The 26,668-nt window shown below is 29.5% G+C and carries 19 protein-coding genes; 16 read left to right on the forward strand and 3 right to left on the reverse strand.

All coding sequences use genetic code 11. The annotated features are described in order from the left end of the window. The first annotated feature begins 561 nt into the window (after nucleotides 1–561). The 3 genes from ACPKM0_RS03145 to ACPKM0_RS03155 are packed head-to-tail and all read left to right on the forward strand — an operon-like array spanning nucleotide 562 to nucleotide 6,331. Nucleotides 562–1,656 carry an efflux RND transporter periplasmic adaptor subunit gene (locus ACPKM0_RS03145; protein WP_472473350.1) on the forward strand — a complete coding sequence of 365 codons (1,095 nt, stop codon included), beginning with the start codon at nucleotides 562–564 and terminating at the stop codon, nucleotides 1,654–1,656. A 14-nt stretch (nucleotides 1,657–1,670) separates the two neighbouring features. Further along, complete coding sequence (locus ACPKM0_RS03150) at nucleotides 1,671–4,757, forward strand: efflux RND transporter permease subunit (RefSeq protein WP_472473351.1); 3,087 nt, start codon at nucleotides 1,671–1,673, stop codon at nucleotides 4,755–4,757. Then, the gene (locus tag ACPKM0_RS03155) at nucleotides 4,754–6,331 is read left to right on the forward strand and encodes a TolC family protein (protein ID WP_472473352.1); all 1,578 of its coding nucleotides are present in this window, start codon (nucleotides 4,754–4,756) and stop codon (nucleotides 6,329–6,331) included. The genes ACPKM0_RS03150 and ACPKM0_RS03155 overlap by 4 nt, the downstream gene beginning before the upstream one ends. Nucleotides 6,332–6,620: 289 nt before the next feature. On the opposite strand, the gene ACPKM0_RS03160 is transcribed toward ACPKM0_RS03155, so the two are convergent. Then, nucleotides 6,621–8,255 carry a diguanylate cyclase gene (locus ACPKM0_RS03160; RefSeq protein WP_472473353.1) on the reverse strand — a complete coding sequence of 545 codons (1,635 nt, stop codon included), beginning with the start codon at nucleotides 8,253–8,255 and terminating at the stop codon, nucleotides 6,621–6,623. A gap of 236 nt (nucleotides 8,256–8,491) precedes the next feature. Here ACPKM0_RS03160 and ACPKM0_RS03165 point away from each other — a divergent pair, with 236 nt between their 5' ends. The 3 genes from ACPKM0_RS03165 (at nucleotide 8,492) to ACPKM0_RS03175 (ending at nucleotide 11,744) form a co-directional block, all read left to right on the forward strand. Further along, on the forward strand, nucleotides 8,492–9,349 hold the full coding sequence (locus tag ACPKM0_RS03165) for an aldo/keto reductase (protein ID WP_472473354.1): 858 nt from the start codon (nucleotides 8,492–8,494) through the stop codon (nucleotides 9,347–9,349). Between the two features lie 422 nt (nucleotides 9,350–9,771). After that, nucleotides 9,772–11,019, forward strand: a complete 1,248-nt coding sequence (locus ACPKM0_RS03170; protein WP_472473355.1) for an RCC1 domain-containing protein — start codon at nucleotides 9,772–9,774, stop codon at nucleotides 11,017–11,019. A gap of 125 nt (nucleotides 11,020–11,144) precedes the next feature. Further along, nucleotides 11,145–11,744, forward strand: coding sequence for a TetR/AcrR family transcriptional regulator (locus ACPKM0_RS03175; RefSeq protein WP_472473356.1), 600 nt, complete (start codon nucleotides 11,145–11,147; stop codon nucleotides 11,742–11,744). A 16-nt stretch (nucleotides 11,745–11,760) separates the two neighbouring features. Here the strand turns inward: ACPKM0_RS03175 and ACPKM0_RS03180 are convergent, their stop codons facing one another. Then, nucleotides 11,761–13,059 (reverse strand): DUF4236 domain-containing protein, encoded by a 1,299-nt coding sequence (locus tag ACPKM0_RS03180; protein WP_472473357.1) that lies wholly within the window; start codon nucleotides 13,057–13,059, stop codon nucleotides 11,761–11,763. Between the two features lie 544 nt (nucleotides 13,060–13,603). Here ACPKM0_RS03180 and ACPKM0_RS03185 point away from each other — a divergent pair. The 5 genes from ACPKM0_RS03185 (at nucleotide 13,604) to ACPKM0_RS03205 (ending at nucleotide 19,355) form a co-directional block, all read left to right on the forward strand. Then, a complete protein-coding gene (locus ACPKM0_RS03185; protein ID WP_472473358.1) occupies nucleotides 13,604–14,872 on the forward strand; it encodes an ABC transporter substrate-binding protein in 1,269 nt (422 codons plus the stop codon). Between the two features lie 72 nt (nucleotides 14,873–14,944). Beyond that, complete coding sequence (locus tag ACPKM0_RS03190; protein WP_472473359.1) at nucleotides 14,945–15,832, forward strand: carbohydrate ABC transporter permease; 888 nt, start codon at nucleotides 14,945–14,947, stop codon at nucleotides 15,830–15,832. Next, on the forward strand, nucleotides 15,829–16,716 hold the full coding sequence (locus tag ACPKM0_RS03195) for a carbohydrate ABC transporter permease (RefSeq protein WP_472473360.1): 888 nt from the start codon (nucleotides 15,829–15,831) through the stop codon (nucleotides 16,714–16,716). The genes ACPKM0_RS03190 and ACPKM0_RS03195 overlap by 4 nt, the downstream gene beginning before the upstream one ends. A 21-nt stretch (nucleotides 16,717–16,737) precedes the next feature. Next, entirely contained in the window at nucleotides 16,738–18,093 is a 1,356-nt protein-coding gene (locus tag ACPKM0_RS03200) for a family 4 glycosyl hydrolase (protein ID WP_472473361.1), read from the forward strand. A gap of 236 nt (nucleotides 18,094–18,329) precedes the next feature. Next, nucleotides 18,330–19,355, forward strand: coding sequence for a LacI family DNA-binding transcriptional regulator (locus ACPKM0_RS03205; RefSeq protein WP_472473362.1), 1,026 nt, complete (start codon nucleotides 18,330–18,332; stop codon nucleotides 19,353–19,355). Nucleotides 19,356–19,448: 93 nt separating this feature from the next. Here ACPKM0_RS03205 and ACPKM0_RS03210 read toward each other — a convergent pair whose 3' ends face one another. After that, complete coding sequence (locus ACPKM0_RS03210; protein ID WP_472473363.1) at nucleotides 19,449–20,381, reverse strand: C-type lectin-like domain-containing protein; 933 nt, start codon at nucleotides 20,379–20,381, stop codon at nucleotides 19,449–19,451. 536 nt (nucleotides 20,382–20,917) lie between these two features. Between ACPKM0_RS03210 and ACPKM0_RS03215 the strand changes: the two genes are divergently transcribed. Genes ACPKM0_RS03215 through ACPKM0_RS03235 form a run of 5 tightly spaced genes read left to right on the forward strand, consistent with a single transcriptional unit; the run spans nucleotide 20,918 to nucleotide 26,619 of the window. Then, nucleotides 20,918–21,946, forward strand: coding sequence for a LacI family DNA-binding transcriptional regulator (locus ACPKM0_RS03215; RefSeq protein WP_472473364.1), 1,029 nt, complete (start codon nucleotides 20,918–20,920; stop codon nucleotides 21,944–21,946). A gap of 2 nt (nucleotides 21,947–21,948) precedes the next feature. Further along, on the forward strand, nucleotides 21,949–23,121 hold the full coding sequence (locus tag ACPKM0_RS03220; RefSeq protein WP_472473365.1) for a diphosphate--fructose-6-phosphate 1-phosphotransferase: 1,173 nt from the start codon (nucleotides 21,949–21,951) through the stop codon (nucleotides 23,119–23,121). After that, nucleotides 23,121–24,278: a class II fructose-bisphosphate aldolase gene (locus ACPKM0_RS03225; RefSeq protein WP_472473366.1), complete on the forward strand. Its 1,158-nt coding sequence runs from the start codon at nucleotides 23,121–23,123 to the stop codon at nucleotides 24,276–24,278. The genes ACPKM0_RS03220 and ACPKM0_RS03225 overlap by 1 nt, the downstream gene beginning before the upstream one ends. Before the next feature lie 13 nt (nucleotides 24,279–24,291). Further along, nucleotides 24,292–25,140 (forward strand): triose-phosphate isomerase family protein, encoded by an 849-nt coding sequence (locus tag ACPKM0_RS03230; protein ID WP_472473367.1) that lies wholly within the window; start codon nucleotides 24,292–24,294, stop codon nucleotides 25,138–25,140. 18 nt (nucleotides 25,141–25,158) lie between these two features. Further along, a complete protein-coding gene (locus ACPKM0_RS03235; RefSeq protein WP_472473368.1) occupies nucleotides 25,159–26,619 on the forward strand; it encodes a lactate racemase domain-containing protein in 1,461 nt (486 codons plus the stop codon). Nucleotides 26,620–26,668 lie beyond the last annotated feature (49 nt).

A 26,668-nucleotide genomic window follows, 5' to 3' on the forward strand; every position in this document is an offset into this window, starting at 1 on the left:
TTCTAAGTGTAAAATATTAGATAGTATTGAATAAACTTGCATGGCAAATATATCAATGATATAATTACAACTAAGTTTTTTAGAGTGAAATTGTATAAATATAGTTTAAAAAGATATGGGAGTGCACTTTTTAAAAGTTAATTGTTAATAAAGAATAAAATTATACAATAAAAGAATTTAGGTTTATAAAATAAATGCATTTTGTAACTTTTATTTAAGTAAATTGATATAAAAAATAATCAGTTACAATACTAAGTATATATATTTATGTAACTATATTTAAATGATATTTTACTTAGTCAAAAATAGGTGATCATTCTTTTATGATATTAATTCTAATTAATAGTATTTATTACAATACTCTTTCTAAAAAATAGTAAAAAAGGTAGAAATGAGCATTTAAATGAGTATAAATAAAATATAAAAAAAATTTAGTAAGAAATATATTTTATGACTTAATAAAACTCTTTCTTTTAAATTTTAGTCTTTTATCTTTTTTGATAATGATACACGGTATCGCTATCATTATAGTTTATTGCATTCAATAAAAAGAGGTACTCTATGAATCGTACATTAAACATTATATCAATTATTTTATTGTTATTTATTTCTTTGTTTTTTTCGTCATGTAATAAAGATACTGAAGAAGAAAATCCTATTGTGATTGATGAAATCTCAGCAGCCACAGATTACACTCAAGTAGTATCCTCTGCTGTTGAAATTAAAAGTGCTGCTTTGCGTGATCGTGTTCTCTCTAGTGGAACTATTGAGGGACTTGAAGAAGTTAATATAAAAGCTAGGACTTCAGGGGTTATTAATTCTATTGATTTTAACTTAGGTTCTACTCTAGAAAAAGATCAAGTGCTTTTAACTTTAGATGATACTATTCCTTTATTGAATGTTAGCCAATTAACCAAACAATATGAAAATAGTCTTAAAGAACTCAATGCTAATAAGCAACTGTATGATAAGGGTGCTATTTCCTATGTCCAGTTAACTCAAACTCAAAGCAGTGTTGATGGACTTAAAGCCCAACTTGAGCAAGCTAAAAATAATTTAGATAATACTAAAGTAACAACTCCTATAGCTGGTAGTGTAGCAGAGAAAACTAGTCTTGTTGTTGGAGATCTTATCCAAGCTGGTGCACAAATTGTACGTGTTGTTGATCTTAATCATTTAAGAGTTACTATACCTGTTGGTCAAAACCAACTCTTTTTAATTAAAGAAGGAGCTAAGGCACTTATTACTATTAAAACACCTACAGAGGACATAGAGGCAGAAGGAGTGGTAAGTGGTATTAGTGCTAGCAGTGATTCAAAAACAGGTAGCTGGTCAGTACTAGTTGATTTTAATAATCCTAATCCATCAATTATTAAGGCTGGTATAAGTGCTGACGTAATTATTTTTAATGAGGATGCACCAGTTTATACATTGGTACCTAATTCAGCAATGGTATACCGAAATGGGGAGACTTCAATCTATATGGTTGAAGGTGATAGTGCAAAGAAGGTTAATGTTAAAGTGGTTGACCAATACGGAGACCAAAGTGCTATAGAAAGCGTAGATGAAAATATTTCACTTATTGGAAAGAAAGTTTTAGTAAGTGCTCTATCACGTATTTTAGATGGTACATCTGTTGTAACTCAAGAAGACTAAAAAAGGAATAGATTATGGATAATCAAAAAGGATTTAGTATTGGTAGATTCTCTGTAACAAAACCAGTAATGGTAAATATACTAATGATAACAGTTCTACTTTTAGGTGGCTTAAGTTTGGCCCGTCTTCCACAAGAACAGTTTGCAGAAATACCCTTTTATTGGGTCAATGTCATAGTACCTTATCCAGGAGTTGGTGTAGAAGATTTAGAATCTTCAGTAACAGTACCTGTTGAAAATGCATTTCAGGGTATGGATAAACTAAAACAAATTAGCTCAACTACTAGTGAAGGTCTTAGTGTGGTTAGGGTTGAATTTGATGACGGTATTACACAACAAGAGTTTAATTCTCTTTATCAAGAAGCTCAGACCCGTTTTAGTCAAGTTGCATTGCCCGATGGTGTTATCGACCCAATTGTTGATGATTTTTCTTCAGCAGATTTTCTTCCTGTAATAGAGGTCGTAATTAGTGGTAATTTGCCATATGAGCAGTTGAGAGATCAAGCTATTTCTCTCCAAAATGAGATTCTACAAGTTAACGATGTTTCTGATGTTGAGTTGCTTGGACTTCCAGATAGACAGATTCTTATTAACTTAGATAATAACAGTCTTATTTCTAGAGGTTTGAGTGTAAATGAAGTAGTTAGTGCTATTAATGATCAAAACAGTGCTATTCCAAGTGGTACGTTAAATACTGGTTCTAGAGAATATCTTTTAAGAACCCTTGGCTCAATTGATACTATTTCAGATTTTGAATCAGTAATTGTGAGAAGATCTTCTTCCTCATCAGGAGTTGTAAGAGTTAGTGATGTTGCTGAGGTAGTTGATGGTTTTGACCCTGATTCATCAATTGCTCGTTTTAATGGAAATCCATCAATAAATCTTCGGGTAATAAAGGTCGTAAAAGGTAATTCAGTTGATATAGTTGAAGAAGTAACCAAAATTGTAGAAGACGCAAAGTGGCAAAATAATGGAGAAACTAATATTACTCTATTTAATGATTCAACAGTTCAAATAGAATCAAGTTTAAATGTACTTTCTTCAAACGCTTTAATGGGGCTTTTTTTACTTGTTCTTATCCTTTGGCTTTTTATTGGTTTTCGTAATGCTTTAATAACTGCTTTAGGTATTCCAGTAACTTTTGCACTTACATTTCTTGTTTTAGATTTATTAGGTGAGACTATTAATACTAATACACTATTTGGTTTGGTATTAGTTTTAGGCCTTATTGTAGATCATGCAATTGTAATAATTGAGAATTCTTATAGATTGCAATCTAACGGACTCTTACGGCATGATGCAGCAATAGATGGGGCTAATCAAGTTATATGGCCAGTTGTTGCAGCAACAGCAACAACAGTTGCGGCCTTTTTACCATTAATGCTTCTTCCAGGTACTATTGGAAAGTTTTTAAGAGTTATTCCTTTAACTGTTACAATAGCTCTTATAGTAAGTACTAGTGAAGCTTTATTCTTTTTGCCAAGTCACTATGCAGAATGGGGACCAAGAGAAAAGAAAAAAAGGAAAAAAGAACCTGGTGCTTGGTTTAATAAAATTCAAAGTGGATATTCTAAGTTCTTTATAAAGGCTTATAAATTTAAGGTTCTTATTCTTTTACTAGCATTAGTTATTACCGTTGGTGTGTTCTCTCTAATAGGAACGCTTAGACAAGATCTTTTTTCAGCAGAGGATTATTCCTATTTCAATATAGAGATACTAACTCCTAGAGGAACTTCATTAGATCAGACAAATAAAATTGTTGCACAGTATGAAGATATCTTACTTGATAAGGTAGGAAATGGAGAAATAATTTCAATTAGTACTAAGATTGGAACACTTGGTAGTGGAGAATCAAACTCAACTCAATCTCAGATAACTGTAGATCTAGCTGAAATGGATGAAGGTAGAACTAGAAGTATTGATGAAATTATCACCGAGGTACAAAAGGAAACTTATTATCTCAGTGGAGTTGAACAAGTCTTCTTTAGAAAAGCTCAAAATGGACCACCTACAGCAGATCCATTGAGTTTCCGTATTTCAGGTGATGAATATAAAACAATTATCGATTCTTCAAATGCTATTGTAAACTTGTTAAGTTCCATTGATGGAGTTACAAATGTTGAAAGTGATTTTATATCAGGTAGTCCTGAACTTCGAATCAAAATAAACCAAGATATCGCTAGTGCACTTAATGTTAGTGTGGGCAGTGTTGGTTCCTACATTAGAGCCCGTTTTGATAGTATACCTGCAGGAACTTTCTTTGAGAAAAATGAAGAAATAGATATTGTAGTAAGATTTAGTGAATCAGATTCTAGGCAGTATGAAAACCTTGAACAACTATTGATTCCAACTAATGATGGAAGACTTATCCCTCTCTCTAGTATTGCAACAATTGAACTTGATAATTCTATTGGATCCATACGTAGGATAGAAGGTAAACGTGAAATAACAGTTTCAGCTAATGCAGTTGAATCTTTAGATCTCCAAGAGGTCAATAATAAAGTAAAAGAGTTTTGGGATCAATCCTTATCTAATAAATACCCTAATGTCACTTTTAAAGTTGGTGGTGAATTCGATGACTTTAATAACTTAATTTTTGATATCCTTAGGGTATTTATTCTTGGTATCTTTTTAATTTACTTGATTCTTGGAACTCAATTTAATAGCTATAGCCAACCTCTTTTGATATTATTTTCTATTCCGTTTGCATTTATAGGAGTTGTATTATATCTCTTTATTTCAAATACGCCACTTTCAACTACAGTAATATACTCAAGTGTAGCTCTAGCAGGTATTGCAGTAAATGATGCAATTGTATTAATTAGTTTTATAAATGAATTAAGAGAGATAGGTAAATCTGTAAAAGAATCAGTTGCCGAGGCTGCTAGAACAAGGCTTAGACCTATTATACTTACTTCCTTAACTACAATTGTTGGTCTACTTCCAACAGCAATAGGAATAGGTGGTTATTCTGTTGTATGGTCTCCTATGGCAAGTACTATTATTTTTGGTTTGATATTCTCAACACTAACCACATTATTTATAATACCAATGCTCTATGGAACCATATATGATAAAAAAAGAAACAGGAGTAAAGCATGAAAAAATATCTACAACTATTATTAAGTATACTACTTACTGTAGCATTTCCTCTTGTTGCTACTTCATACCCCTCTCTAGATGTTGAATATGAGTTAGAAAATGGAGATGAAATAATATTAGAGCAAGAGAGCTTAAATGCTTTTATTAATCAATGGCAAGATGATTCTATTCTATCTTTTTTAGATGCAGAAAAAGAGCTACGTATAGCTCTTTTACAAGAAAATTATGATCTTGAACAACTTGAGTCGCTATATAGGATTCAAAGAGAGCAAATACAGTTTCAAAAAAGAGAGCAAGGTTTTAAAATAGGGCTTTCTTCTCAACCGCTTTACTCTCTAAGTAGAAGTCTTAATTTAACTACAACAGGTAGTTATGATTTATCTAATACCTTTGGGATTGGGACTACTATTTCTAAAAACCTTAATACAGGAGCTCAAGCAACACTGAGTGCATCTCAATATTCTAGTTTAACCTTAAATAGTTCTTCAAGTTCATTATGGACATGGACTCATAGTCCATCTGTGAGCTTAACTCTTAACCAACCATTATCAATAGGGGATGGCTTAATTGATTTTAGCTATGCCAATAAAGAGCTAGAAAAGCTAGAGATAACAGCAACTAATTCAAAGCTTTCTTATGATCAACTTCTAGCAGCTTTGATATCTCAAGGTAATAGCCAACTTTCTACACTACAGAGTCTAAAAGAAAGTCGCTTTATTTTAGGAGAACAACTTATTAGTGAACAAGCTTCAATTAAAGATGCAAAGAAAGATTTAGAAGAAGGTTTGATAAGTCGAAATTCTTATGAATCAAGAGTGCTAAATATAAATCAAATACGATATTCACTTTCTGAAGTAGAGCGACAAATTGAAACTCTTGAAGATTCATTAACAACTCTTTGGGGAAATAGTGATTACCCAAAACAAGTAGTTGTAGATAGTGATTTATTTCAAAGCCTTCCTTCTATAATATTTAATAAAGAAGAGCTTGTGCAAATTCTTTTAGAAAATGATTATACATATCAACAAGCTATTAATAATCTTCGTTCAGCTGAAATAGATCAAATACTTAAAAATCCAAGTGATGCACCGATAGTAAGTCTTTCTTTTCAGCTTTCCCCTTATTATGTTCCAACTACAGGAGATGGTTTTTTTACATCTATTGATGATCTTTTTACTAGTAGTAATCCAATCTTTTCATTATCTATAGGATTTAGTGCTTCAGACTTTTCTCGCTCTGCTACTAAACTATCCTCATCTTTAGCAGATGAATCTGTTATACAAGCTAGAATAGAAGTTGAAAAAGCAAGAGATAATGTTGAAACAACGGTTGAAGAGATACAAAAAAATGTTAAAGGATTGTTAATTAACCTTTCCTTAGCTCAGTTTGAGTTTGAGCAACGTGCAAATGATATAGAAGTTGAGCGAATTCGTTTTGAAATAGGATTAGCAAATGAGAGCAGTATAAAAGCTAAAGAACTTGCTTGGTATGACTCTGCTTTTACTCTTTTACAAATCTTAAGAGAACTTGATTTGATTGCATTAGATTTGAAAGCTAGTGGTGTAGAGTTATAATAATATATTTATTTAAGATTTTATATAATTTATTATTTTATAAAGCTTTTTATTTAGGATACTTTGAGCCATTATATTTGTAATATATATATATCTATAATTCTATATTTAAATATTATAGAATAATAATTCAAATAATATTGGGTTGTTATTTTTGTCACTCTACTGTAGTTATTTCAATCTTTAAAAAGTTACGCATTAAATCTAATTTTTATATAACTCATTGTTTATAAATATATATTTATATCTTAAATAGGATAGCTTTTTTAATTCATATCGATTAGTGAATCTATAAAGAGCATACTTGATTACGTCCATCTTTTTTTGCTTTATATAAAGCTTTATCAGCTCTTGATAGTATATCATCAACAGATTTATCCGTTTCAATAAGTTTAGCAACACCTATGCTTATACTAGTATGTACCTCAATCTGTTTTTCACTAAGATAAGATATTTTCTCAACACTTTTTCGAATATTTTGTGCAATATTTATTGCCTCATCAAGTGTAGAAGAGGGAAGAATAACAGCAAATTCTTCACCTCCAATGCGAGAAGAAATATCTTCTAATTGTAGGTTATCTTTTATGGATTTAGCTGTGAGTTTTAGAATTTCATCTCCAATGCTATGTCCATAATTATCATTAATAGATTTGAATTGATCTATATCAATCATAAGAATTGAAAAGTTCTGTTTTTTATCTTTAGCTATTTTATATATTAGATTTCCTTCTTCAAAAAAAGCACGTCTATTATTTAGCTCTGTAAGAGCATCTGTTTTCGATTGTTTAGCTGCTTTTACTAATAAATTATGAAGTTCTTGAGTTCTATCTTTTACCATAATCTCTAATCTTAGATTTTCACTATCTATATGCTTTTTTGCTTTAGATAGTTTCCTATTACTTGCCATTAATAACAAAAGCATTAGAATTAAAGCTAGAAGAAAACTAGAAAAAATATAGATTTCTGTTGTATAAAGTTCATAGAAAGTTGGTGTTTTATGTAGCAAGTAAGCATCTTCATGTATTTTATTTTTATATCCAAATTCCTCTACTAAATCCCAGTCGTAGTAGTATGCAAATCCATTATTAATCGACGAAAAAGGTTGTCCGTCTATGAGCTGTGCTGCTGATACTCCAAGTAATGTTGGATCTGATATATATCCTCCTACAACTCCATGGTCGAGAAATAAAACTGATGTACCAAAGATTGGAACCTTACTATTATTATAAATATCTTCTAATAATTTTAGAGGTATAAGATGATTTCCATTTGAATCAGAACGGGCTATTGGAGTGAAGAAAATGGCACTTCCTTCTGGTATTTTTGAGACTTCTAAAATAAGCTCTTCATAACTTAAATCACTGAGAGTAGTATATGGAATTTCAGCTTTTTTAACAGTTTTCTCAATAGCATTAAGTATTGTTTTTCTACTTGGAACCTTTGAATCTCCTATTATATAAATATGATCTGGATTAGCTATTCTTTTTATTTCTTCAATAGTATTTGTATAGTCTCCACTTAAATTTATTATTGTCATATCTTTGGTATTTTCTATGTGGGATTCTATTGAAATCTTTTGAGAAAGAGGAAATAAATCTGCGTAAGTGGTAAAGAGCTGGGTTGCAGCATTTCCTGTTAAAACACAGATATCTGGAGGCGAATCTTTAAATTTTTCAGATAAGAACTTGTAGTATATTTCTGTTTGTTCGTTGTTTGGGAATCTAGAGATATCAAGATGCTCTTCATAAAGGGAATATGGGATTTCAAGAAGTGTTAACTGCTTTTCTAACCCCTCCTTTATTTTAGTAGTCCAAGGCACATCTATCATTCCTGAACCAACGAAAAGAATATCAATCGCTAATAAAGGACTAGTGAAGAGTAAAGATATTATAAATATTAAGTATATGCATTTTTTTCTTATCATTAATTAATTATAACTAATAAATGGACTCATATCAAATAGTAAATGTGTAATATATTTAGTAAAGGTTAATAGATTTAATAGAAAGAGAAGATTTATCATTAAAAATAAGAAATGATAATGAAAAAATAATATTTTAACTATTTGTTTAAATACTAAAAATAGAGCTTAATTAGATAGTTAAAGATTATCTTTATTATAGTATTTAATCATGATATATTTAATTAGGAGTGTAACTAATGATTAATAAAATGCCATTTGGTCGAACAGGGCACATGAGTTCTCGTGTGATATTTGGGGCAGCTGCTTTAGGAGAAGTTACTCAAAAAGAAGCTGATCAAACTTATGATTTATTAAAAAAATATGATATTAATCATATTGATGTTGCTCAAAGTTATGGTAATGCTGAAGTAAGAATTGGTCCTTGGATGAAAAAGGATAGAGACTCTTTCTTTTTAGCTACAAAAACTGATAAACGTACTAAAAAAGAAGCTAAAGAAGAGCTATATCAATCGCTTGAAAAACTAAAAACAGATTATGTTGATTTATGGCAATTCCATTGTTTAATCGATGAAAATGAATGGGAAATTGCAATGGGGAAAAGCGGGGTCCTAGAAGCTGCAATAGATGCTAAAAAACAAGGCCTAATTAAAAATATTGGTGTTACTGGTCATGGAATTAATGCAGCAGCAATGCATTATAAAAGTTTAATGAGATATGATTTTGATTCAGTACTTTTTCCTTACAATTACAGTATGATGCAAAATGATAAATATAGAGAAGATGTTAATAAATTAATTAATCTATGTATTGAAAAAAATGTAGCTATTCAAACTATAAAATCTCTTTCTAAAGGTCCAGTAAAGGATGATGATAATCCTTTTGCTACATGGTATAAACCATTAACAGATTCTTTTTCAATTTCTAAATCAGTTAATTGGGTACTCAATAATCCTAATGTGTTTTTAAATAGTACAGGTGATATAACAATACTACCAATACTGTTAGAGAAAGCTAGTGAATCAAGAATTGAAGTTAGTGAAAGTGAAATGAAATTATTAATGAAAGAGTATAATATAGAAGCCTTATTCACTTAAGTATATTTCTCAATATCAAATAACTATAATAAATATTTTAAATTCCACTTGGTTTATAATCAATCAAGTGGTTTATTTTTTATATAAAAATTATTTACTATATTTTTCCCATTTCGTATGTTGTTTATTAAGAAAATTTACTAAAAAGTGAATTAATCTAAGGGTTTTAAAGTGTTTATATAATGCTTGTTAATATTTTGAATCTATTTATTAATTCTTTATTTATCAATACTTTTTTCAATTTAGCTTTATTTAAATTATCTAGTTAGGTTATATTAAATGTTAGGATTCTATTATTTTTATAAAATATAATAATTTTATTATGTTTTATTGTTGCTTTTGTCAATAATTTGCCTTAGCATATAAAAATATATAACATTTATATTATAAAAATTGTAAATTTAGAAAAAGGAATAATTAAAATGAAAAAAAATGTGCTTATTTTAATGTTAATTTTATTATCTCTTTCTTTTATAGCTTGTCCAGTTGTAGACGTTGTAGAAGACCCTGAGATAAATAATCCAGGAGAAAATGATTCAGATCAAGATGAATTCAAACAAATAGTAATTGGTGGAGATTCTATTTATGTGTTAAAAACTGATGGGAGTTTATGGGTTAATGGTTATAATAATTTAGGTCAATTAGGATTAGATGATACACAAATAAGATCAACTCCCACTAAAGTATTAGAAAATGTAAAGTATGTATCTGCTGCAGTTGGTCATAGTATGGTAATAAAAGATGATAATTCTCTTTGGGCTAGTGGAGATAATAGTATTGGTCAATTTGGAAATGGTACAACTACTAGTACTTTAACTTATATAAAAATTAGAGATAATGTAAAACAAGTAAGTTGTAGTGATTATCATACTTTAATTATAGATAGTGATGACAAATTACTTACCGCCGGTAAAAACACTCATGGCCAATTAGGAGATAATACAACAACTAATAATAGTTTGTTTGATTTTGTTGATACAGATGGTAAAACGGTTGTAGATATTGATAGTGAAGAACTTACGTCTCTTTATTTAACAAGTGATAATGAACTATATGGTTTTGGAGATAATTCTTATGGTCAATTAGCACAGGCGAAAGCAGATAATGTAGAAAATAGACAATTAATTCCTGTTTTATTAGCTTCTAATGTTATAGATTTTTCAGTTGGTACCGATCATGTAATGTATGTTGATACTAATGATGTATTATGGGGAGTTGGAAGAAATGAAAATGGACAAATTGGAGAAAGTGTGAATTTAGATAGAGATAATTATACTCCTTATAATGCTATGAGTAATGTTAAAAGTGTATCAGCTGGTTATCATTATACTATGGCAATAAAAAATGATGATAGCTTATGGGCTGTTGGTAATGATTCTTACAGTAAGCAAGGTGATGGAAATTCTAATGAAAGCACCAATTATTCATTTTATGAAGTTACAGACTCTGGTTTTATTAAATTAGATTCTAATAATGATGTCGAAGAAGAATATGATTTCAATGGTGCTAAAATTATATATACAGGTAATCATAACACTATAGTAAAAACTGTAGATGATGAAGTTTTTATAGCTGGTAGTAATAGCTATGGACAATTAGGGCAATCAACCACTGATGATAATCCTCATGGTCTTTGGTCAAAATTAGAATTTAATGAAGTATCTTTATAAAAAGAAAAGAACTTGTATTTATTCATAAGTTAATAAACATATATTTGAATAGATAATAAATATAACTATATCTAAATAATTCATTTTACTTTACGATTTAGTGATATTTAGGTATCTTTTGGGATATGAAAAATAATAATAACCGCGAGCAAAAAGCTAAAAATAAAAAATGGCATATTTCAGAAACAGCTATGGCCTTATTTAAAGAGAGAGGGTATGACAAAGTAAAAGTTAAGGAAATATGTAAAGCAGCTAATATTTCACTAGGTACTTTTTATCATTATTTTTCTTCTAAAGACAGTATTGTTGATGAAATTTATGAGATAATTGATGCAAGAGTATTTGAATGTATTGAGGAAGTTGAATTTGATTCTCCACTAAATAAAATTATTGGGATACTTGAGCAATCAGCATGTATTATGGAAGAAGAGTTAGGCTTTCTCTTGATATCTGACTCTTATTACCAAATAATATCTTCTAAACCTGATTATTCTTATAGTCATGAAAGAAAACTATATATTACTTTAGTAGAAACTATTGAGGAAGGAAAAGAATTAGGTGCTTTTAAAGATGACACAAATTCAAAAGAAATAGCTGAAGCTTGTTTACGTATGGGAAGAGGCAATATTATAGATTGGTGTTTAAATGGGGGAACTTACAAACTTTGTGAACTTATTGTAAAGGATTTACAAAGATTGCTTTATTCAATTGATATTAATAATTGAGTATTTTATCATTATATTATTCAAAGGGTATTATAGGTTTTAATTCATAAGTTTTAGTAAAGTTTATTCGATGGTCAAAATATTGTAATGTTTCTATTGGATAAATTTTATCAAAATTTAATTTGCAAAAATCAGTTTTATTGAAATTAACTGAATATACATATTGATCTTCTAAATTTCCGGTAGCTTTGTTTATTCGTTGAGTATAACTAGAAGCTATTACTTCTTTTATTGTAGGCGCTGAAGAGAAAGCTAGTGATGAAAAATAGATACCAATACTTGCTATGCTAGAAAAATAATCTTTTTTCTTTTCTTTTAGGGTTTTTTCTTTGATAGATATTTTACCACTAGTTAGTCTTTTTGCTTTTTTATTTGGATAGTCTTCTATTTCTGGTAAATCAATATCTAAAAGTATTGTCTCACCATTATTTTTTACATCAAAAGAAATAGAAAAATCGATTGGTAATTGGATATTTGAAAACAATTCTTCTAAACGGTCTTCAATATATTTTGTATCAGGATTTAATAAATTTTCCATTTCTAAAACCCAAGCATCATATTCTTGTTGATATATTTTATTTTCAGCTATTTCTTTTAATTTCTCTTTTTCTTCAAAATCTTTCTTTCTCTTTTCCCAGTTTGAATATTCTAATAAATATCTATCTTCTAAATGTGTTTTAATATAATTTGCTCGTTTTTTCTTTATGCCAAATATACCTTTTACATTTCTTTTTGCTTCAGCCTCTATTTCAGATAAATAGCTATTTTTATCAATTTCTTTTTCAAGAAAAGGTTTAGGTACATATTTTTTAGGAGTACTTTCATTAACTTGCTTAGAAATAAGATTCCAATTTGGTGTTTTCTCACAAAGTTTATGTATATCTAATAATAAATCTAATTCTTGATTTACTTTATTTAATGTTTTATTTCTAACTTCTTCTAATTTTCTCTTATATTCTATTGTTTTTTTTAGCTTTCTTAAAAGGCTTTCATTATTAATCTCTTTTCCTTTTTCAATTAATGAGATTGTTTCTTTTCCACTATTGTCATCGATTGAAATATTAACTGTTATTGAGTGTGTTGATGAATTAGTATTCAATGAATTGCTAAATTTAGGTTTATTGTGATTATTACCACTTATTTTCTTTCTTGAGGAAATGCCTGTACCTATCAAACTAAAATTTGAATATACTCCTCTTTTTCCTACTGAAATTTTTGCACCTCTAGGTCCGATAGATGCACCAATCCCAGATTTAGAGATGTTTAGTCTAACTCCTTTAGCTATTTTTATTGATCTATGCATCCTTATACTCATGTTGCCTCTTTTTGCATTAAGCTATTAACTATTTATTAGTTAACTCTTATTATATTAAACCTTTTTTATGTAAAGTAAAATAAAAAGTTGAAAAATGAAGACAAAAAATAAACTTATCATGATTATATTTGATATAAGATTTAAAGCATAATTTTTCTACCTTAATTAAAAAGCTTAAACAAGAAATATTTAAAAAGATAGATAACTATATATCAGCTTTCTTTTAGTTTACAATATTAATTTTACTTTATTTATGTAAATATTATTGTTTATAGCAAAGACTTAAAAAAAATAAAAAATTCATGTTGATAATTTCGTTGTTTAATTATTTAAAATAATCCAATTTATTTTTAATTGTTTATATAATAAGTACTTATATATTGTTTTGTATTAATATATTTTTAATTGAGTGATTAAAAAAGTTTAAAAATCTTTTGTTGACAGATAGCAAATTGGTGTTATACTGATTTTAGATGTTGCGTAACACCTACAACGTTTATCTAGTCTTACGTAGCAAGAAAATCAAACAAAAAAGGGGTATGAAATGAAAAAAATTTCAAAACTTTTAGCAATCACAATGGTGTTTGCTTTAGTCGCTGGTAATGTTTTCGCTTCTGGAGCTAATGAAGAAACAGGAGAAACAACAATTAAAATGTTCCAATTAAAAGTTGAAATCAAAGATGCAATTGATGCTTATGCAGCCGAATATTCTGCAGCAACTGATGGTGTAACTGTTGAAGTTGAAACACTTGGTGGTGGGGGAGACTACGGTGGAGCAGTTAAAGCTAAACTTCAATCTGGACAAATGCCTGATATTTTCCAAATCGAAGGACAAGGTGGTTATGATATTTGGAAAGATTATATTGCTGACTTAAGTGATGAACCATGGGTAGAAGATACAGATTTAGCATTTATGGCTGATGGAAAAGTTGTAGGTTTCCCTGTAGCTATTGAAGGTTATGGTTTAGCATATAATGCTGAAATTTTAGAAAAAGCAGGAATCGATCCAGCTTCTCTAACTACACGTTCAGCTTATGAAGAAGCTTTCAAAATTTTAGATTCTAAAAAAGCAGAATTAGGAATTGACGCACCTGTAGCTATGGCAGCATCAGTAGCTGGTGGTATGTGGTGGGTTGCAGCTCAACATAACTTAGCTTGTTATTGGGGTGGTGGACTTGATTTCAATGATAAATCTGTTATCAACAAAGCTCTTAATGGTGAATTAGATCAAGATCGTTTCTTAGAATATACTAAATACTTACAATTATTATTTAAATATGCTGATCAACAAATCTTACTAAACGGTAGCTATGATGACCAAGTTGGTTCTTTTGCTCAAGGTAGAACAGCTTTCTTACATCAAGGTAACTGGGTAGATCCAAATTTACAACAATTAGGTGTTGACTTTGAAGTAGGTTATGCTCCTCATGCATTTACTGAAGCAGAACAAACAGGTTTATATCTATTTGCTCCTAGCTGGTATGTTGTAAATTCTCAAAGTCCTAATGCTGAAGCTGCAAAAGCTTTCTTAACAGCTATGGCAACAACTCAAGAAGGTCATAATTTCATGGTAAATGAAGCTGGTATGATTCCTGCTTTCAAATCTGTTACTTTACAACCTTCAGGTCAACTTAGCCAAGCTTTAATGGCTGCAAATGCTAAGGGTGGTAACTATGGTGTATTCTTCGGAATGCTTCCTGATGGTGCTGGCCAAAATATCTTTGGACCTATTTTTGACTTATTCGCTCAAAATCCTGATGATATAGATCAATTTATTAGTGATATGAATAACGCTGTTGCAAGTTTTAAATAAGCAATCGTCTTAATAGCTCTTGCAGATTCTTCTGTGGGAGCTATTTTCAAAATAAAAGGGGAGTTGTATATAATGAAGAAAAATCGCCTTGTTAACGTTTTATTTTTATTACCAACGTTATTCGCTTTCATTATGGTTATAATTATTCCATTTTTCTTCGGTCTGTATTATTCAATGACGGATTGGAATGGTATTAGTAATGATATTAGTTTTGTAGGTTTTGAAAACTTTAAATTTTTATTTTCTGATCCAAGTTTTCTTTATTCTTTTATAATAACAATATTTTATACATTAATTAATGTAGTATTTGTTAATGTTGTAAGTTTTGTATTATCTCTTATTGTTACAAGTAAAATTAAAAGAAGAAATTTTTATAGAGCCGGATTTTTTGTACCATATTTAATTGGTGGTATCGTTTTAGGTTATATTTGGCAATTTATTTTTAATAATATTTTGGTTGGCGTAGGTAATACTTTTGCAATAGAATTCTTACAAGTTTCTTTCTTAAGTCAAGCAGATAGTGTTATTTGGTCTATGGCTGTTGTTAATACTTGGCAATATTCTGGATATATTATGTTAATATACGTTGCAGCTATTCAAGGTATTCCTGAATCTCTTATGGAAGCTGCTAATGTAGATGGAGCAAAATATTTTACAAGAGTATTTAAGATTCTTATTCCAATGATGGCTAATGCCTTTACTATTTCTCTCTTCTTAACTTTAACTACATCATTTAAACAATTTGATATGAACTTAACATTAACTAATGGTGGTCCCGCTACTAGGTTTATGGGAGAACCGGTTAAAGCAAGTGAGTTATTAGCAATGAATATCTTTAATACTGCTGCAGCAAATAGAATGTCTGAAGCTCAAGCTAAAGCTGTTATTCTCTTTGTCGTTCTTCTTATAGTTTCTTTAATTCAAGTTACTTTAAACAAAAGAAAAGAGGTGGAAATGTGAGCGAACCTGTATCATCAAAAAAAAATTATACACTACATAAATATGGCCTATTAATTTTAGAAATCTTTACAATATTTGTGTTTATCTTATTTATTATTCCTTTTGTTATGGTAATCATAAATTCTGCAAAAACTTCAAAAGAAATTATCTATAATGCTATAGCTAGACCAACTTCTTGGTCACAGTTAATAACTAATGTTAATCTTATTTTTCACAATCCAACTGTTGATTATTTAGGTGCATTTGTTGATAGTACTGTAATTACATTCTTATCATTATTAGTTTTAGCATTATTTTCTGCTATGGCTGCATGGGTTTTAGTAAGAAACAAAACAAGATGGTCAACAATTATATTCTTAGTTTTTGTATCTGCTATGGTAATACCTTTTCAAGTTCTTATGTATCCATTAGTAAGATGGTTTAGAATTTTAGGGCAATTTATGAATATACAATTATTAGGTACTGTTCCTGGTGTTGTATTTGCATATTTAGGTTTTGGTGCACCATTATCAATATTTATCTTCCATGGTTTTATTAAAAATATTCCATTAGAGCTTGAAGAAGCTGCGACTATTGATGGTTGTTCAAGAGCTAAAGTATTTTTTGTAATAGTCTTTCCTCTACTTCAACCAATTATTGTTACTGTATTAATACTAAATGGAATATGGATTTGGAATGACTATCTACTCCCATTTTTGATATTAGGATCTAATGGAAGAGTACAAACTATTCCAATTGCTGTAACAGCATTTGCTGGTGCATATCTAAAACAATGGGATTTGATTTTAACATCCACTCTTATTGCAATGATTCCAATTATCGTTCTCTACCTTTTTGCACAACGATATATTATTAAAGGAATGGTTGAAGGGTCTATAAAATAATTATTTAGGAGACAATGATTTATGAAAATTGTTTTAATTGGAGCAGGTTCTGCTCAGTTTGGTTATGGAATGCTAGGAGATATTTTTAATAGCTCCGTAATAAAAGGATGTGAAGTTACATTACTTGATATCAATCAAAAAGCATTAGATGAAGTATTATTAACAGCAAAAACTTTTATTAAAGAACATTCATTAACTAATAAGGTAAGTGCAACTACTAATAGACGTGAAGCTTTAAAAGGTGCAGATTATGTAATCTCTTCAATAGAAGTTGGAGATAGATTTAAATTATGGGATGAAGATTGGAAAGTTCCTCAACAATATGGAATAAACCAAGTATATGGTGAAAATGGTGGACCTGGTGGTGTTTTTCACGCTCTTAGAATAGTTCCTGTTGTTCTTGAAATTATGAAAGATGTTATGGATATTTGTCCTAACGCTTATGTATTTAACTTTTCAAATCCTATGACTGCAATTTGTACTACTGTAAAAAGGGTATACCCAGAAGCAAAATTTATTGGTATGTGTCATGAAATTGGTTGGTTGAATAAATGGCTACCACCAATGCTTGATAAGGATATTGATGATTTACACTTTAGAGCTGCAGGATTAAATCATTTTAGTTGTATGATTGATTTAAAAGATAGAAAAAGTGGTAAAGATTTATATCCAGAAGTGCTTGAAAAAGCTAATAGTTTCTTTTTAAAAGAACCTGGATATAGTGATGTATTTGATGCGTATCTTGCTACAGGGGAAATGCAATCTGAAGAACAATTTTCTAAATCACGTAGTGAAAAAGAAAGTAAATATACTTGGGCTGACCGTCGTATAGCAAGAATAATGTTGAATAATTATAATCTTCTTCCAATAACTGTAGATAGTCACTTTGGTGAATATCTAGGTTGGGCTTGGGATGTTGTTGATCATGAAGGTATTTTAGATTTTTATGATTATTATAAAACATCTCTTTCAAAGAAAATTCATAATGAAATTAAAACTGAAACTATAGAAAGAGTAGTTCCAATTATTGAAGGTATTGAAAGTGATTTAGGATATGAAGAAGCTGCAGTAAATATTATTAATAATGGATTAATCGAAGATTTGCCATCATGGATAGTTTTAGAAGTTCCTGCAATTATTAATAAAAATGGTGTAAATGGAATAAAATTCGATAATATTCCTAAAGGCTATTTAGCTCTTCTTAGAACATATGCTGGTGTTTATGATTTAACAGCTGAAGCTATAATTAAAAAGGATAAAAACTTAGTTGTTCAAGCTTTATTAGCTAACCCTGTTGTAACTAAAGCTTCAAAAGTTGAAGAAATAGTTAATAGAATGATTAAAACGCAAAATAAATGGTTAGGTTATTTGAAGTAAATTAATATGTGAAGAAGATATATTAGTTATCTTCTTCACATCTAATGTATAGTATTAGAAATCATATTATGAAAGATATAATAAACTTGATATATTAATTACTTGCTAAAAAGATTGATATATTATATATTACGTTAACATTTTTATTAAAAAGAAGACTAATAATTATATATATTATCTAGTTTTATTTATATAAATAATATGTACAAATACATAATGATATTAAAGGTGTTGAGATGTCAACGATTAAAGATATTGCAAAATTAGCTGGAGTGAGTCCTACAACAGTTACTAATGTACTTCACAAAAATTATGCTAGAGTATCAAAAGAAACTCGCGAAAAAGTAGAAAAGTATATTGAGAAATGCAATTATGCTCCAAATATGGGAGCAAGAATTCTTGGTCAAAATGATTCTCGTATTATTGGTGTTATTATGTTTATGGAACCAAGATGGAATGAGACAGTTTTAGAAGATCCTTTTTCTTCCTCAATAATTGGTTCTATTGAAAAAGAGCTACATTCCTTAGGTTATTACTTTATGTTGCAAACTACCACAAGCCAACAAGAAGTAGTTCAATTAGCAAAAACATGGAAACTTGCAGGCTTAATTCTTGTTTGGGTTCCAAAAGATATAGCTCCAACAATTCTAGATAGTGTTGAAAGTCCTGTAGTCTTTATTGATTCTTATTTTGAAGATAAAGAAAAAACTTATTATGATATAGGGTTAAAAGATGAAAAAGGTGGATATTTAATAGCACAACACTTAATATCTAACGGACATAAAAAAGCAATGTTTTTTACCAATGATAAATCGTTTGCTGGAACAGATTTAAATCGTTATAAAGGATGTAAAAAAGCTTTTGATGAAGCTAATTTAGAATTTGATCTTGATAATATAATATTTTTATCTAAAGAAAAAGATGAAAGATATAAAGCTTATTCTAATGTAACAAGTAAAGAAATGCCTTATACCGCATTAATATTTTCATCCGATTATTATGCAGCTGAAGCTATTAGCTATTTACATGATTCTGGTATAAATATACCTAATGATATCTCAATTACAGGTTATGATGATAATATTTTCTCTAGAATAGTTCAGCCTCATTTAACAACTATTCACCAAGATTCTGATGAAAAAGGAATTCTTGCAGTATCAATGTTGATGAAGCTTATAAAGAAAGAACCAATTGAAGAGAAAATTAAAAAACTAGATGTAAAATTAATTGTTAGAGATTCTGTAAAAAATATTAATAAATAAAAAGTCTTTTATATACTTTCTTTTATTTATACAAAAACATGACCACTATGATAAGTGGCCCCTGTATTATATCGTTATTAATTATATATAGTTTTATACTCTAGGATCACTTTCATATTCAATAATAAATGCATAAGTTCCTCTAACATTTCCATTAGGTTTAGTTGGACTTCCTGTATAATCACCCCAAGTTGAAACAGGTTGGTTTAGTTCTCCAAATCCCATAACTGGTTGTCCGTCTGCTGAATCATTTGGTTGAGAATTGTCTCTTGGGTCTCTATCAATAATACCATCATCAAGATTTACTGCCCAATTGCTATATTCCCATTTTTCTTTACTAATCCAACTCCATCCACCTGCTGGTTCTACAGAACCTTCAGGTTGATATCCACCTAGTGATGGCCCAATCATGATACCATAGTGTCCACTATCTTCAGGGAAAGCCCAGAAATATTTTTCATCATTTACAAGACTAAATACAAATTCATTTTCTTCAGAAGATGTTAAAAAAGCTTTATATCCTCCAGCTTTCTCTGCTAGATATGCTGTTTGATACCAGTCAAGGTTCATTGATTTAACATAAATTACTTCATAATAATGAGTTTCTCCCTCTAGATTTGTAAATTCACAAATAGGTTCTCTTTCTAATTCAACATTTTCAGGTAGTTCATTCCAATCATATAGAGGTTGTGTAACCTCGAAATCAATACCGTTTATAGTTGCAGTATAAGGTTCAAGTACTATTTCTTTCATAGGTTCAAGTGAATTCATAAGTTCTTCAAATAAAGCTGAATCTACATTAAGTTTTTCTGCAGCAGCTTCATAATCTTTATTTTCTTGAGCCGGATCTCCCATAGCTGCAAAAATATCATCTTCATTTACTCCTAATTTTGTAGCTACTTCTTCAATTGTATATAATTCTTGAGTGTCTTCCTCTTGAATGATTTCTTCTTGTAAACCTATAGCAAAAAGGGTAGCCCCACTAAATAATAAAACTAATAAAGTTGCTATAACTTTCTTATTCATTTTTAATCCTCACTTATTCGAAACTTTTCATAAGTTCTAAGATTTTAATGAGTTTAGCTTATATTTTTTTATAATATATTTTTTTCCTAGCCGAACGGGAAAGCAAAATAAGATCTATATTTTATTTAATTTGATTATTTTTAACACAGACTTTATGTAGATTGTGTTTTTCTCGATAAAATTAATGATTTATTTAGTTTCTCGATATATTTAATATCTAATGGTTTTATTACTGTTCTACATATTTTTATATCATGAGAATGTGTGTTTTTATTAAGCATTTAATTTTTTTGTCCAAAAAACGGTGAAAAGTATCCAAATATTTGGATAAAATTTGTAAATAAATTTATAAAAATTTAGAAAAAATTGTAATTATTATTTTTAATTATATGTATCATAAGTAATTAAAAAATATCCAAAAACTATTTGATTATTCCAAAAAATTGGTATATTATGTAAGCAATTGTAATAAAGAAGGATAATCCTAAATATAAATAAAATAATTATATTTTAGTTATCATTTTTAAGGAAAAATAATGAGTGTAAAATTAAAAGATATTGCAAATGAAGCTGGTGTTTCAATTTCTACTGTTTCAAGAATTCTATCTAATGATACATCAAGGAAAGCTAATAAGCAGACTGTTGAAAAAGTAAATAAAATTGCATTAGAAATGGGGTATTTTGATATTCAATCTAATAAATTATCAACAATAACTAAAAAAACTAAGAACATTGGATGTGTATTTACATCTGATCATGAATCTTTTGTTTCACCGTTCTTTTCCCAAATCTTATCAGGAATTCAAGAAGAACTATATAATAATATTTATAATATTGATTTTCATTTTTTCACATTTAATCTAAACGAATTTAGTGTAGAGAATGCTCTTTCAACTATTGATTTAGATGGAGCTGTGATTTTAGGAAGAACTAATCTTGAAACGATAAACCAATTAAAAAGTAGAATCAAAAATTTAGTTTATTGTGGAATCAACACAATGGATCAAGGAATTGATGAAGTTTGTTGTAGTGCCTATGAAGGTGTTGTTGAAGAAGTCAAATATCTTTCTAATTTAGGACATACTAATATAGGATATATTGGTCCAACAAATAAACAAGAAGCTGTTTTTAATGAACATCGCTTTAAAGGTTTTTGTGATGGATTAGAAAAATATAATTTAGAATTAAATAATAAATATGTTAAAGATTGCTATTTAAGTGCATCTGAGGGATATAAAAGTATCAAAGAGATGTATTTAGAAAATTCCATTTTACCTTCAGCTATTATTTGTGGAAATGATATTGTTGCAATGGGTGTATTAAAAGCTTTACAAGAATTAAAAATTTCAATACCTAATGAAATTTCTGTAGTTGGATTTGATAATGTTGAAGAATCTTCTTTTACTAATCCCTCTCTTACAACTATTAATGTTCCTAAAGTAGAACTTGGAAGAGTAGCTGTAAAAATCTTATTAGATAAAATTAACAAAGGCCATAAAAAACAGTTAAAAGTAGCGATTCCTTTTTCATTAATTGAAAGAGAATCTAGTAGGAGTATAAAATAAGTATGAGTAAGTTGTTATTAATTCATGGTGGGGGTCCCACAGCTGTAATAAATGCATCATTATATGGTGCTATTATTGAAGCTAAGAAATCTGACAAAATTGATAAAATATTTGCATCAAAAAGAGGTGTCTATGGAATTTGGGAAAATCAATACATTGATTTAACTAATGTAAGTGATGATAAACTTGAATTATTAAAAAGCACCCCAGGCTCTGCAATTGGTACAGGAAGAGATCATTTAGAAGATAGTGATTATGATAAATTAGCTAAAATACTAAATGATAAAGGCTTTGATTATGTGCTAATGGCAGGTGGTAATGGAACACAAGATACTGCAAGAAAGTTATCAATATCTTGTAAGCCTTATAATATTTTAGTTGGTGGTATTCCTAAAACTATGGACAATGATTTATCAAAAACAGATCATAGTCCAGGCTTTCCATCTGCTGCAAGATATCTAGCTGGATCTGTAAAAGAAGTAGCACAAGATGTGAAAGGCCTCTCTATTCATGTAGTTGTAATTGAAGCTTTTGGAAGAGATGCAGGTTGGATTGCAGCTTCTAGTGCTCTAGCAAGAGAAAAAGAAGGTGATGCACCTCATATGATTTTATGTCCTGAATTTCCTTTTGATGAAGAAAAGTTTTTAAAAAGAGTAAAAGAGTTATATGAAGAATTAGGTGGTGTTGTAGTTGTTGCAAGTGAAGGCCTAAGATATAAAGATGGAACACCTATTGTAGAACCAGTATTTCAAATTGAAAGAAGTACTTATTACGGTGATGTATCTTCTCATTTAGCAAACTTAATTACTAAAAAACTACATATAAAGAGTAGAAGTGAAAAACCTGGAATTTTAGGTAGAGCTTCAGCTGCATGGATAAGTGATATTGATCGAGATGAGGCAGTTGAATGTGGTAAGAAGGCTGTTGAATTAGTACTTGATGGTAAAACTGCTTATGTTCCTGTGATAGAGAGAATAAGTTCTTATCCCTATGAGTCTAAAGTTGTAGGGGTTGAAATAGATGATTCTATTTTAGATGCCAAAACAATGCCAAAAGAATATTTAGATAATGAAAATTATAATGTTACAAAAGAATATATTGAATGGTTAAAACCTTTAGTAAAACCTGAATTACCAGAATTTGTATCATTTCTTGATGATAAGGAGAATGTATAATGGGAATAATTCCAATGAGACCAATCTTGGATGCAGCAAATAAAATGGGATATGCAAATGGTGCATATAATATGAATGCGCATTGTCAAATCGAAGCTGCTTTGGAGGTCCATCAAATGTTAAGATCTCCAGCTGTATTACAAGGTGCTGATTTAGCTAATGGATTTATGGGTGGTAGAACAGATTTCTTAAATTCTACAAAAGAAGATAAAGAAAATGGTGCTAAGAATATGGCAAAAGCTCTAAGAGATGCTGTAAATAAATATGATGTACCTGTTTGTCTACATTTGGATCATGGCCCTAGTATTGAAAGTGTTAAGGCTGCAATTGATGGTGGATATACATCAGTAATGATAGATGGTTCTTCTCTATCATTTAAAGATAATATTGAACTAACAAGAGAAGTTGTTAAAATAGCACACCCTTTAGGTGTTAGTGTTGAAGGTGAACTTGGTGTACTTGCAGGGGTAGAAGATCATGTTTTCTCTGAAACAAGTTCTTATACTAATCCATTAGATGCAATTAAATTCTTTAAAGATACAAAAGTTGATGCTCTTGCAATTAGCTATGGTACTAAACATGGAGCTAATAAAGGTAGTGATACAGTTATTAGAAAAGAAATTGCTATTGCAGTAAAAGAGTGTATGAACCATGAAGGAATAGAAGGTTATTTAGTATCTCATGGATCATCTTTAGTTCCATCTCATATTGTAAATGAAATTAATAATTATGGTGGAACTTTAAAAAACGCTCATGGTATTCAACTTAATCAACTTCAAGAAGTAATTAAATGTGGAATAAATAAAGTTAATGTTGATACAGATATTAGACTTGCTGTTACTAGAAATATTAGAGAAGCCTTTTACAAAAATGAAAGTTTAAAAAGTGAAAAAGTATTCTGTGATGTTTATGATCTAATGTGTAAAAATACTAGTGCTTTTGATCCTCGTTATTACCTAACTCCAATGATGGATACTATTATGTATGGTCAAGTAAAAGATGAACAAACTCAATTACTAGTTGATTTAATTAAATCAGGTGTAAAAGAAATTTTAGCAAATTTAATTGTTGAATTTAATAGTGCTGGTAAAGCTCCTTTAGTTGAAAATATCACACTTGAAAAAATGGCTGATTATTATAAAAAACAAGGTATTTAAAAAAGAGGTACAAATGCAACATATTTATGTAAATTTTAAACGTTTTGATGTTCCATCCAATTTGGGAGGAGTAAACAGATTAACTGATGCTAGAAACTTTTCTAAAAAAGTAATTAGTGAAACTATTAATGAGTTAGAAAAGTATGATACAGATCAAGTTCATTTTGCACACTACTATCCTGAAGCACAACTTATTCAAGCTGTTGAAGAAGTTAATAATAGTAAAGCCTTAAGTATTGGAAGCCAAGGTGTATATAGAAAAGATATTGTAAAGGGTAAAAACTTCGGTGCTTTTACAACAAACTTACCAGCAGCTGCAGTAGAAGCTATTGGATGTACATCTACAATAATTGGTCACTGTGAAGAGAGAAATGATTTAAATGAACTTCTTTCTTTAGGCGGAAATACTGATAGAAAACTTGTTAATACTATTTTAAATGAAGAAATTAAATTAGCTCAAAAGCATAACCTACAAGTACTATATTGTATTGGTGAAAAAGATTTTGAGGTAGAAGATTGGGAAAATGTACTAAGCGAACAACTTACAATTGGTTTAAAAGATTGTGATTTAAACAATGTTGTTATTGCATATGAACCAGTTTGGTCAATTGGCCCTGGTAAAACCCCAGCAGATAAACCATATATCACTAAAGTTGCAAAGTTAATCAAAAAAGTTATTGGTGATATCCCAGTAATTTATGGTGGTGGTTTAAAGAAAGATAATGCAGCTATGCTAGCATCTATTGATGAAATTGATGGTGGATTAATTGCTTTAACTAGATTTGTTGGGGATTTTGGTTTTTACCCAGAAGAATATTTAGAGATTGTATCACTTTATATGAGTGGTAAAGAGAGAAAATAATTTTTAGGAGAAAATAAGATGAAATTAAGCTTTGAATATGGAAAAGGTATGATGGAAGCAAATCTTCCTGATTCAACTGATGTTTTTATTCCAGGAGAAACTGTTGCAGATCCTCCATTTATTCCAGAAGATAAATTAGAAGAGGAAACATTAAAAAGTATTAGAAATCCTATGGGAATGCCACCACTAACTGAACTTGCTAAAAAGGGTTCAAAATGTGTAATTATTTTCCCAGACAGAGTTAAAGGCGGAGAACAAGCAACTAGTCATAGAAAAGTTTCTATTAAATTAATTTTACAAGAATTATATAGTGTTGGTGTTGAGAAAAAAGACATTCTATTATTATGTTCAAATGGTTTACACAGAAAAAATACTGAAGAGGAAATCCATAATGTATTAGGTGATGATTTATTTAATGAATTTTGGGATAAAGGCCAAATTATAAATCATGATAGTGAAGATTATGATAATTTAGTAGATTTAGGTACAACTAAACGTGGTGATCCTGTTTGGATTAATAAGCATGTTTATGATGCAGATGTTGCTATTTTAATTGGTCATACAATGGGTAATCCATATGGTGGATATTCAGGTGGATATAAACACTGTGCAACAGGTATTAACCACTGGACAAGTATTGCATCTCACCATGTTCCAAGTGTTATGCATAGACAAGATTTCACACCTGTTAATGGTGAATCATTAATGAGAAAGAAATTTGATGAAATTGGTATGAAGCAAGAAGAGGGAATGGGTAAAAAATTCTTCTGTTGTGATGCTGTTTTAGATACTAATGCTAGACAAATTGAAATCAATAGTGGTTATGCTAAAGAAATGCAACCAAAATCTTGGATTACTGGAGATAAGAGAACATATGTTCATTGGGCAGAAAAGAAATATGATGTAATCGTATTTGGTATGCCTCAATTCTTCCACTATGGTGATGGAATGGGTACAAACCCAGTTATGTTCATGCAAGCCCTAAGTGCTCAAGTAATTAGACATAAAAGAATTATGAGCGATAAATGTGTTATTATTTGTAGTTCATCATTAGATGGTGATTACCATGAAGATTTATGGCCTTATACACCTGAAATGGTAGATGTATTTAACAATTATAATACTTTACCAGATATCAAAGATATTGGTGCTGCTTTTGCACTCAGACCTGACTTTATCGAGAGATATAGAAATCATCATGCATTCCATCCTTTCCATGGATTCTCAATGATTTCTTGTGGTCATATTGCTGAAATGAATACTAGCGCAATTTATATGGTAGGGGGGCAAAAACCTGGTACTGCAAGAGCTATGGGATTAAAAACAAGAGCAACTTTTGAAGAAGCATTAGAAGATGCAAAGAAAAAATTTGTTGGTCCTAACCCTAATATTTTAGCTTTACCTAAAACCTTTAAAACTGCAGCAGTTCATTTATGTATGAAAGATGACCCTAATATCGGTCCTATCTGTTGTCACTAATATAATTGATTGAATATTTGAGAGAATTATATCTTTTTTAGGTTATAAT

Origin of the sequence: Pleomorphochaeta sp. (genome assembly GCF_050031695.1) — a bacterium.
Taxonomy (GTDB): Bacteria; Spirochaetota; Spirochaetia; order Sphaerochaetales; family Sphaerochaetaceae; genus Pleomorphochaeta.

Bases quoted from the DNA above. Each gene is read 5' to 3' on its own strand.
- ACPKM0_RS03145 (WP_472473350.1), top strand. From the start codon at position 562: ATGAATCGTACATTAAACATTATATCAATTATTTTATTGTTATTTATT.
- ACPKM0_RS03150 (WP_472473351.1), top strand. From the start codon at position 1,671: ATGGATAATCAAAAAGGATTTAGTATTGGTAGATTCTCTGTAACAAAA.
- ACPKM0_RS03155 (WP_472473352.1), top strand. From the start codon at position 4,754: ATGAAAAAATATCTACAACTATTATTAAGTATACTACTTACTGTAGCA.
- ACPKM0_RS03160 (WP_472473353.1), bottom strand. From the start codon at position 8,255: ATGATAAGAAAAAAATGCATATACTTAATATTTATAATATCTTTACTC.
- ACPKM0_RS03165 (WP_472473354.1), top strand. From the start codon at position 8,492: ATGATTAATAAAATGCCATTTGGTCGAACAGGGCACATGAGTTCTCGT.
- ACPKM0_RS03170 (WP_472473355.1), top strand. From the start codon at position 9,772: ATGAAAAAAAATGTGCTTATTTTAATGTTAATTTTATTATCTCTTTCT.
- ACPKM0_RS03175 (WP_472473356.1), top strand. From the start codon at position 11,145: ATGAAAAATAATAATAACCGCGAGCAAAAAGCTAAAAATAAAAAATGG.
- ACPKM0_RS03180 (WP_472473357.1), bottom strand. From the start codon at position 13,059: ATGAGTATAAGGATGCATAGATCAATAAAAATAGCTAAAGGAGTTAGA.
- ACPKM0_RS03185 (WP_472473358.1), top strand. From the start codon at position 13,604: ATGAAAAAAATTTCAAAACTTTTAGCAATCACAATGGTGTTTGCTTTA.
- ACPKM0_RS03190 (WP_472473359.1), top strand. From the start codon at position 14,945: ATGAAGAAAAATCGCCTTGTTAACGTTTTATTTTTATTACCAACGTTA.
- ACPKM0_RS03200 (WP_472473361.1), top strand. From the start codon at position 16,738: ATGAAAATTGTTTTAATTGGAGCAGGTTCTGCTCAGTTTGGTTATGGA.
- ACPKM0_RS03205 (WP_472473362.1), top strand. From the start codon at position 18,330: ATGTCAACGATTAAAGATATTGCAAAATTAGCTGGAGTGAGTCCTACA.
- ACPKM0_RS03210 (WP_472473363.1), bottom strand. From the start codon at position 20,381: ATGAATAAGAAAGTTATAGCAACTTTATTAGTTTTATTATTTAGTGGG.
- ACPKM0_RS03215 (WP_472473364.1), top strand. From the start codon at position 20,918: ATGAGTGTAAAATTAAAAGATATTGCAAATGAAGCTGGTGTTTCAATT.
- ACPKM0_RS03220 (WP_472473365.1), top strand. From the start codon at position 21,949: ATGAGTAAGTTGTTATTAATTCATGGTGGGGGTCCCACAGCTGTAATA.
- ACPKM0_RS03225 (WP_472473366.1), top strand. From the start codon at position 23,121: ATGGGAATAATTCCAATGAGACCAATCTTGGATGCAGCAAATAAAATG.
- ACPKM0_RS03230 (WP_472473367.1), top strand. From the start codon at position 24,292: ATGCAACATATTTATGTAAATTTTAAACGTTTTGATGTTCCATCCAAT.
- ACPKM0_RS03235 (WP_472473368.1), top strand. From the start codon at position 25,159: ATGAAATTAAGCTTTGAATATGGAAAAGGTATGATGGAAGCAAATCTT.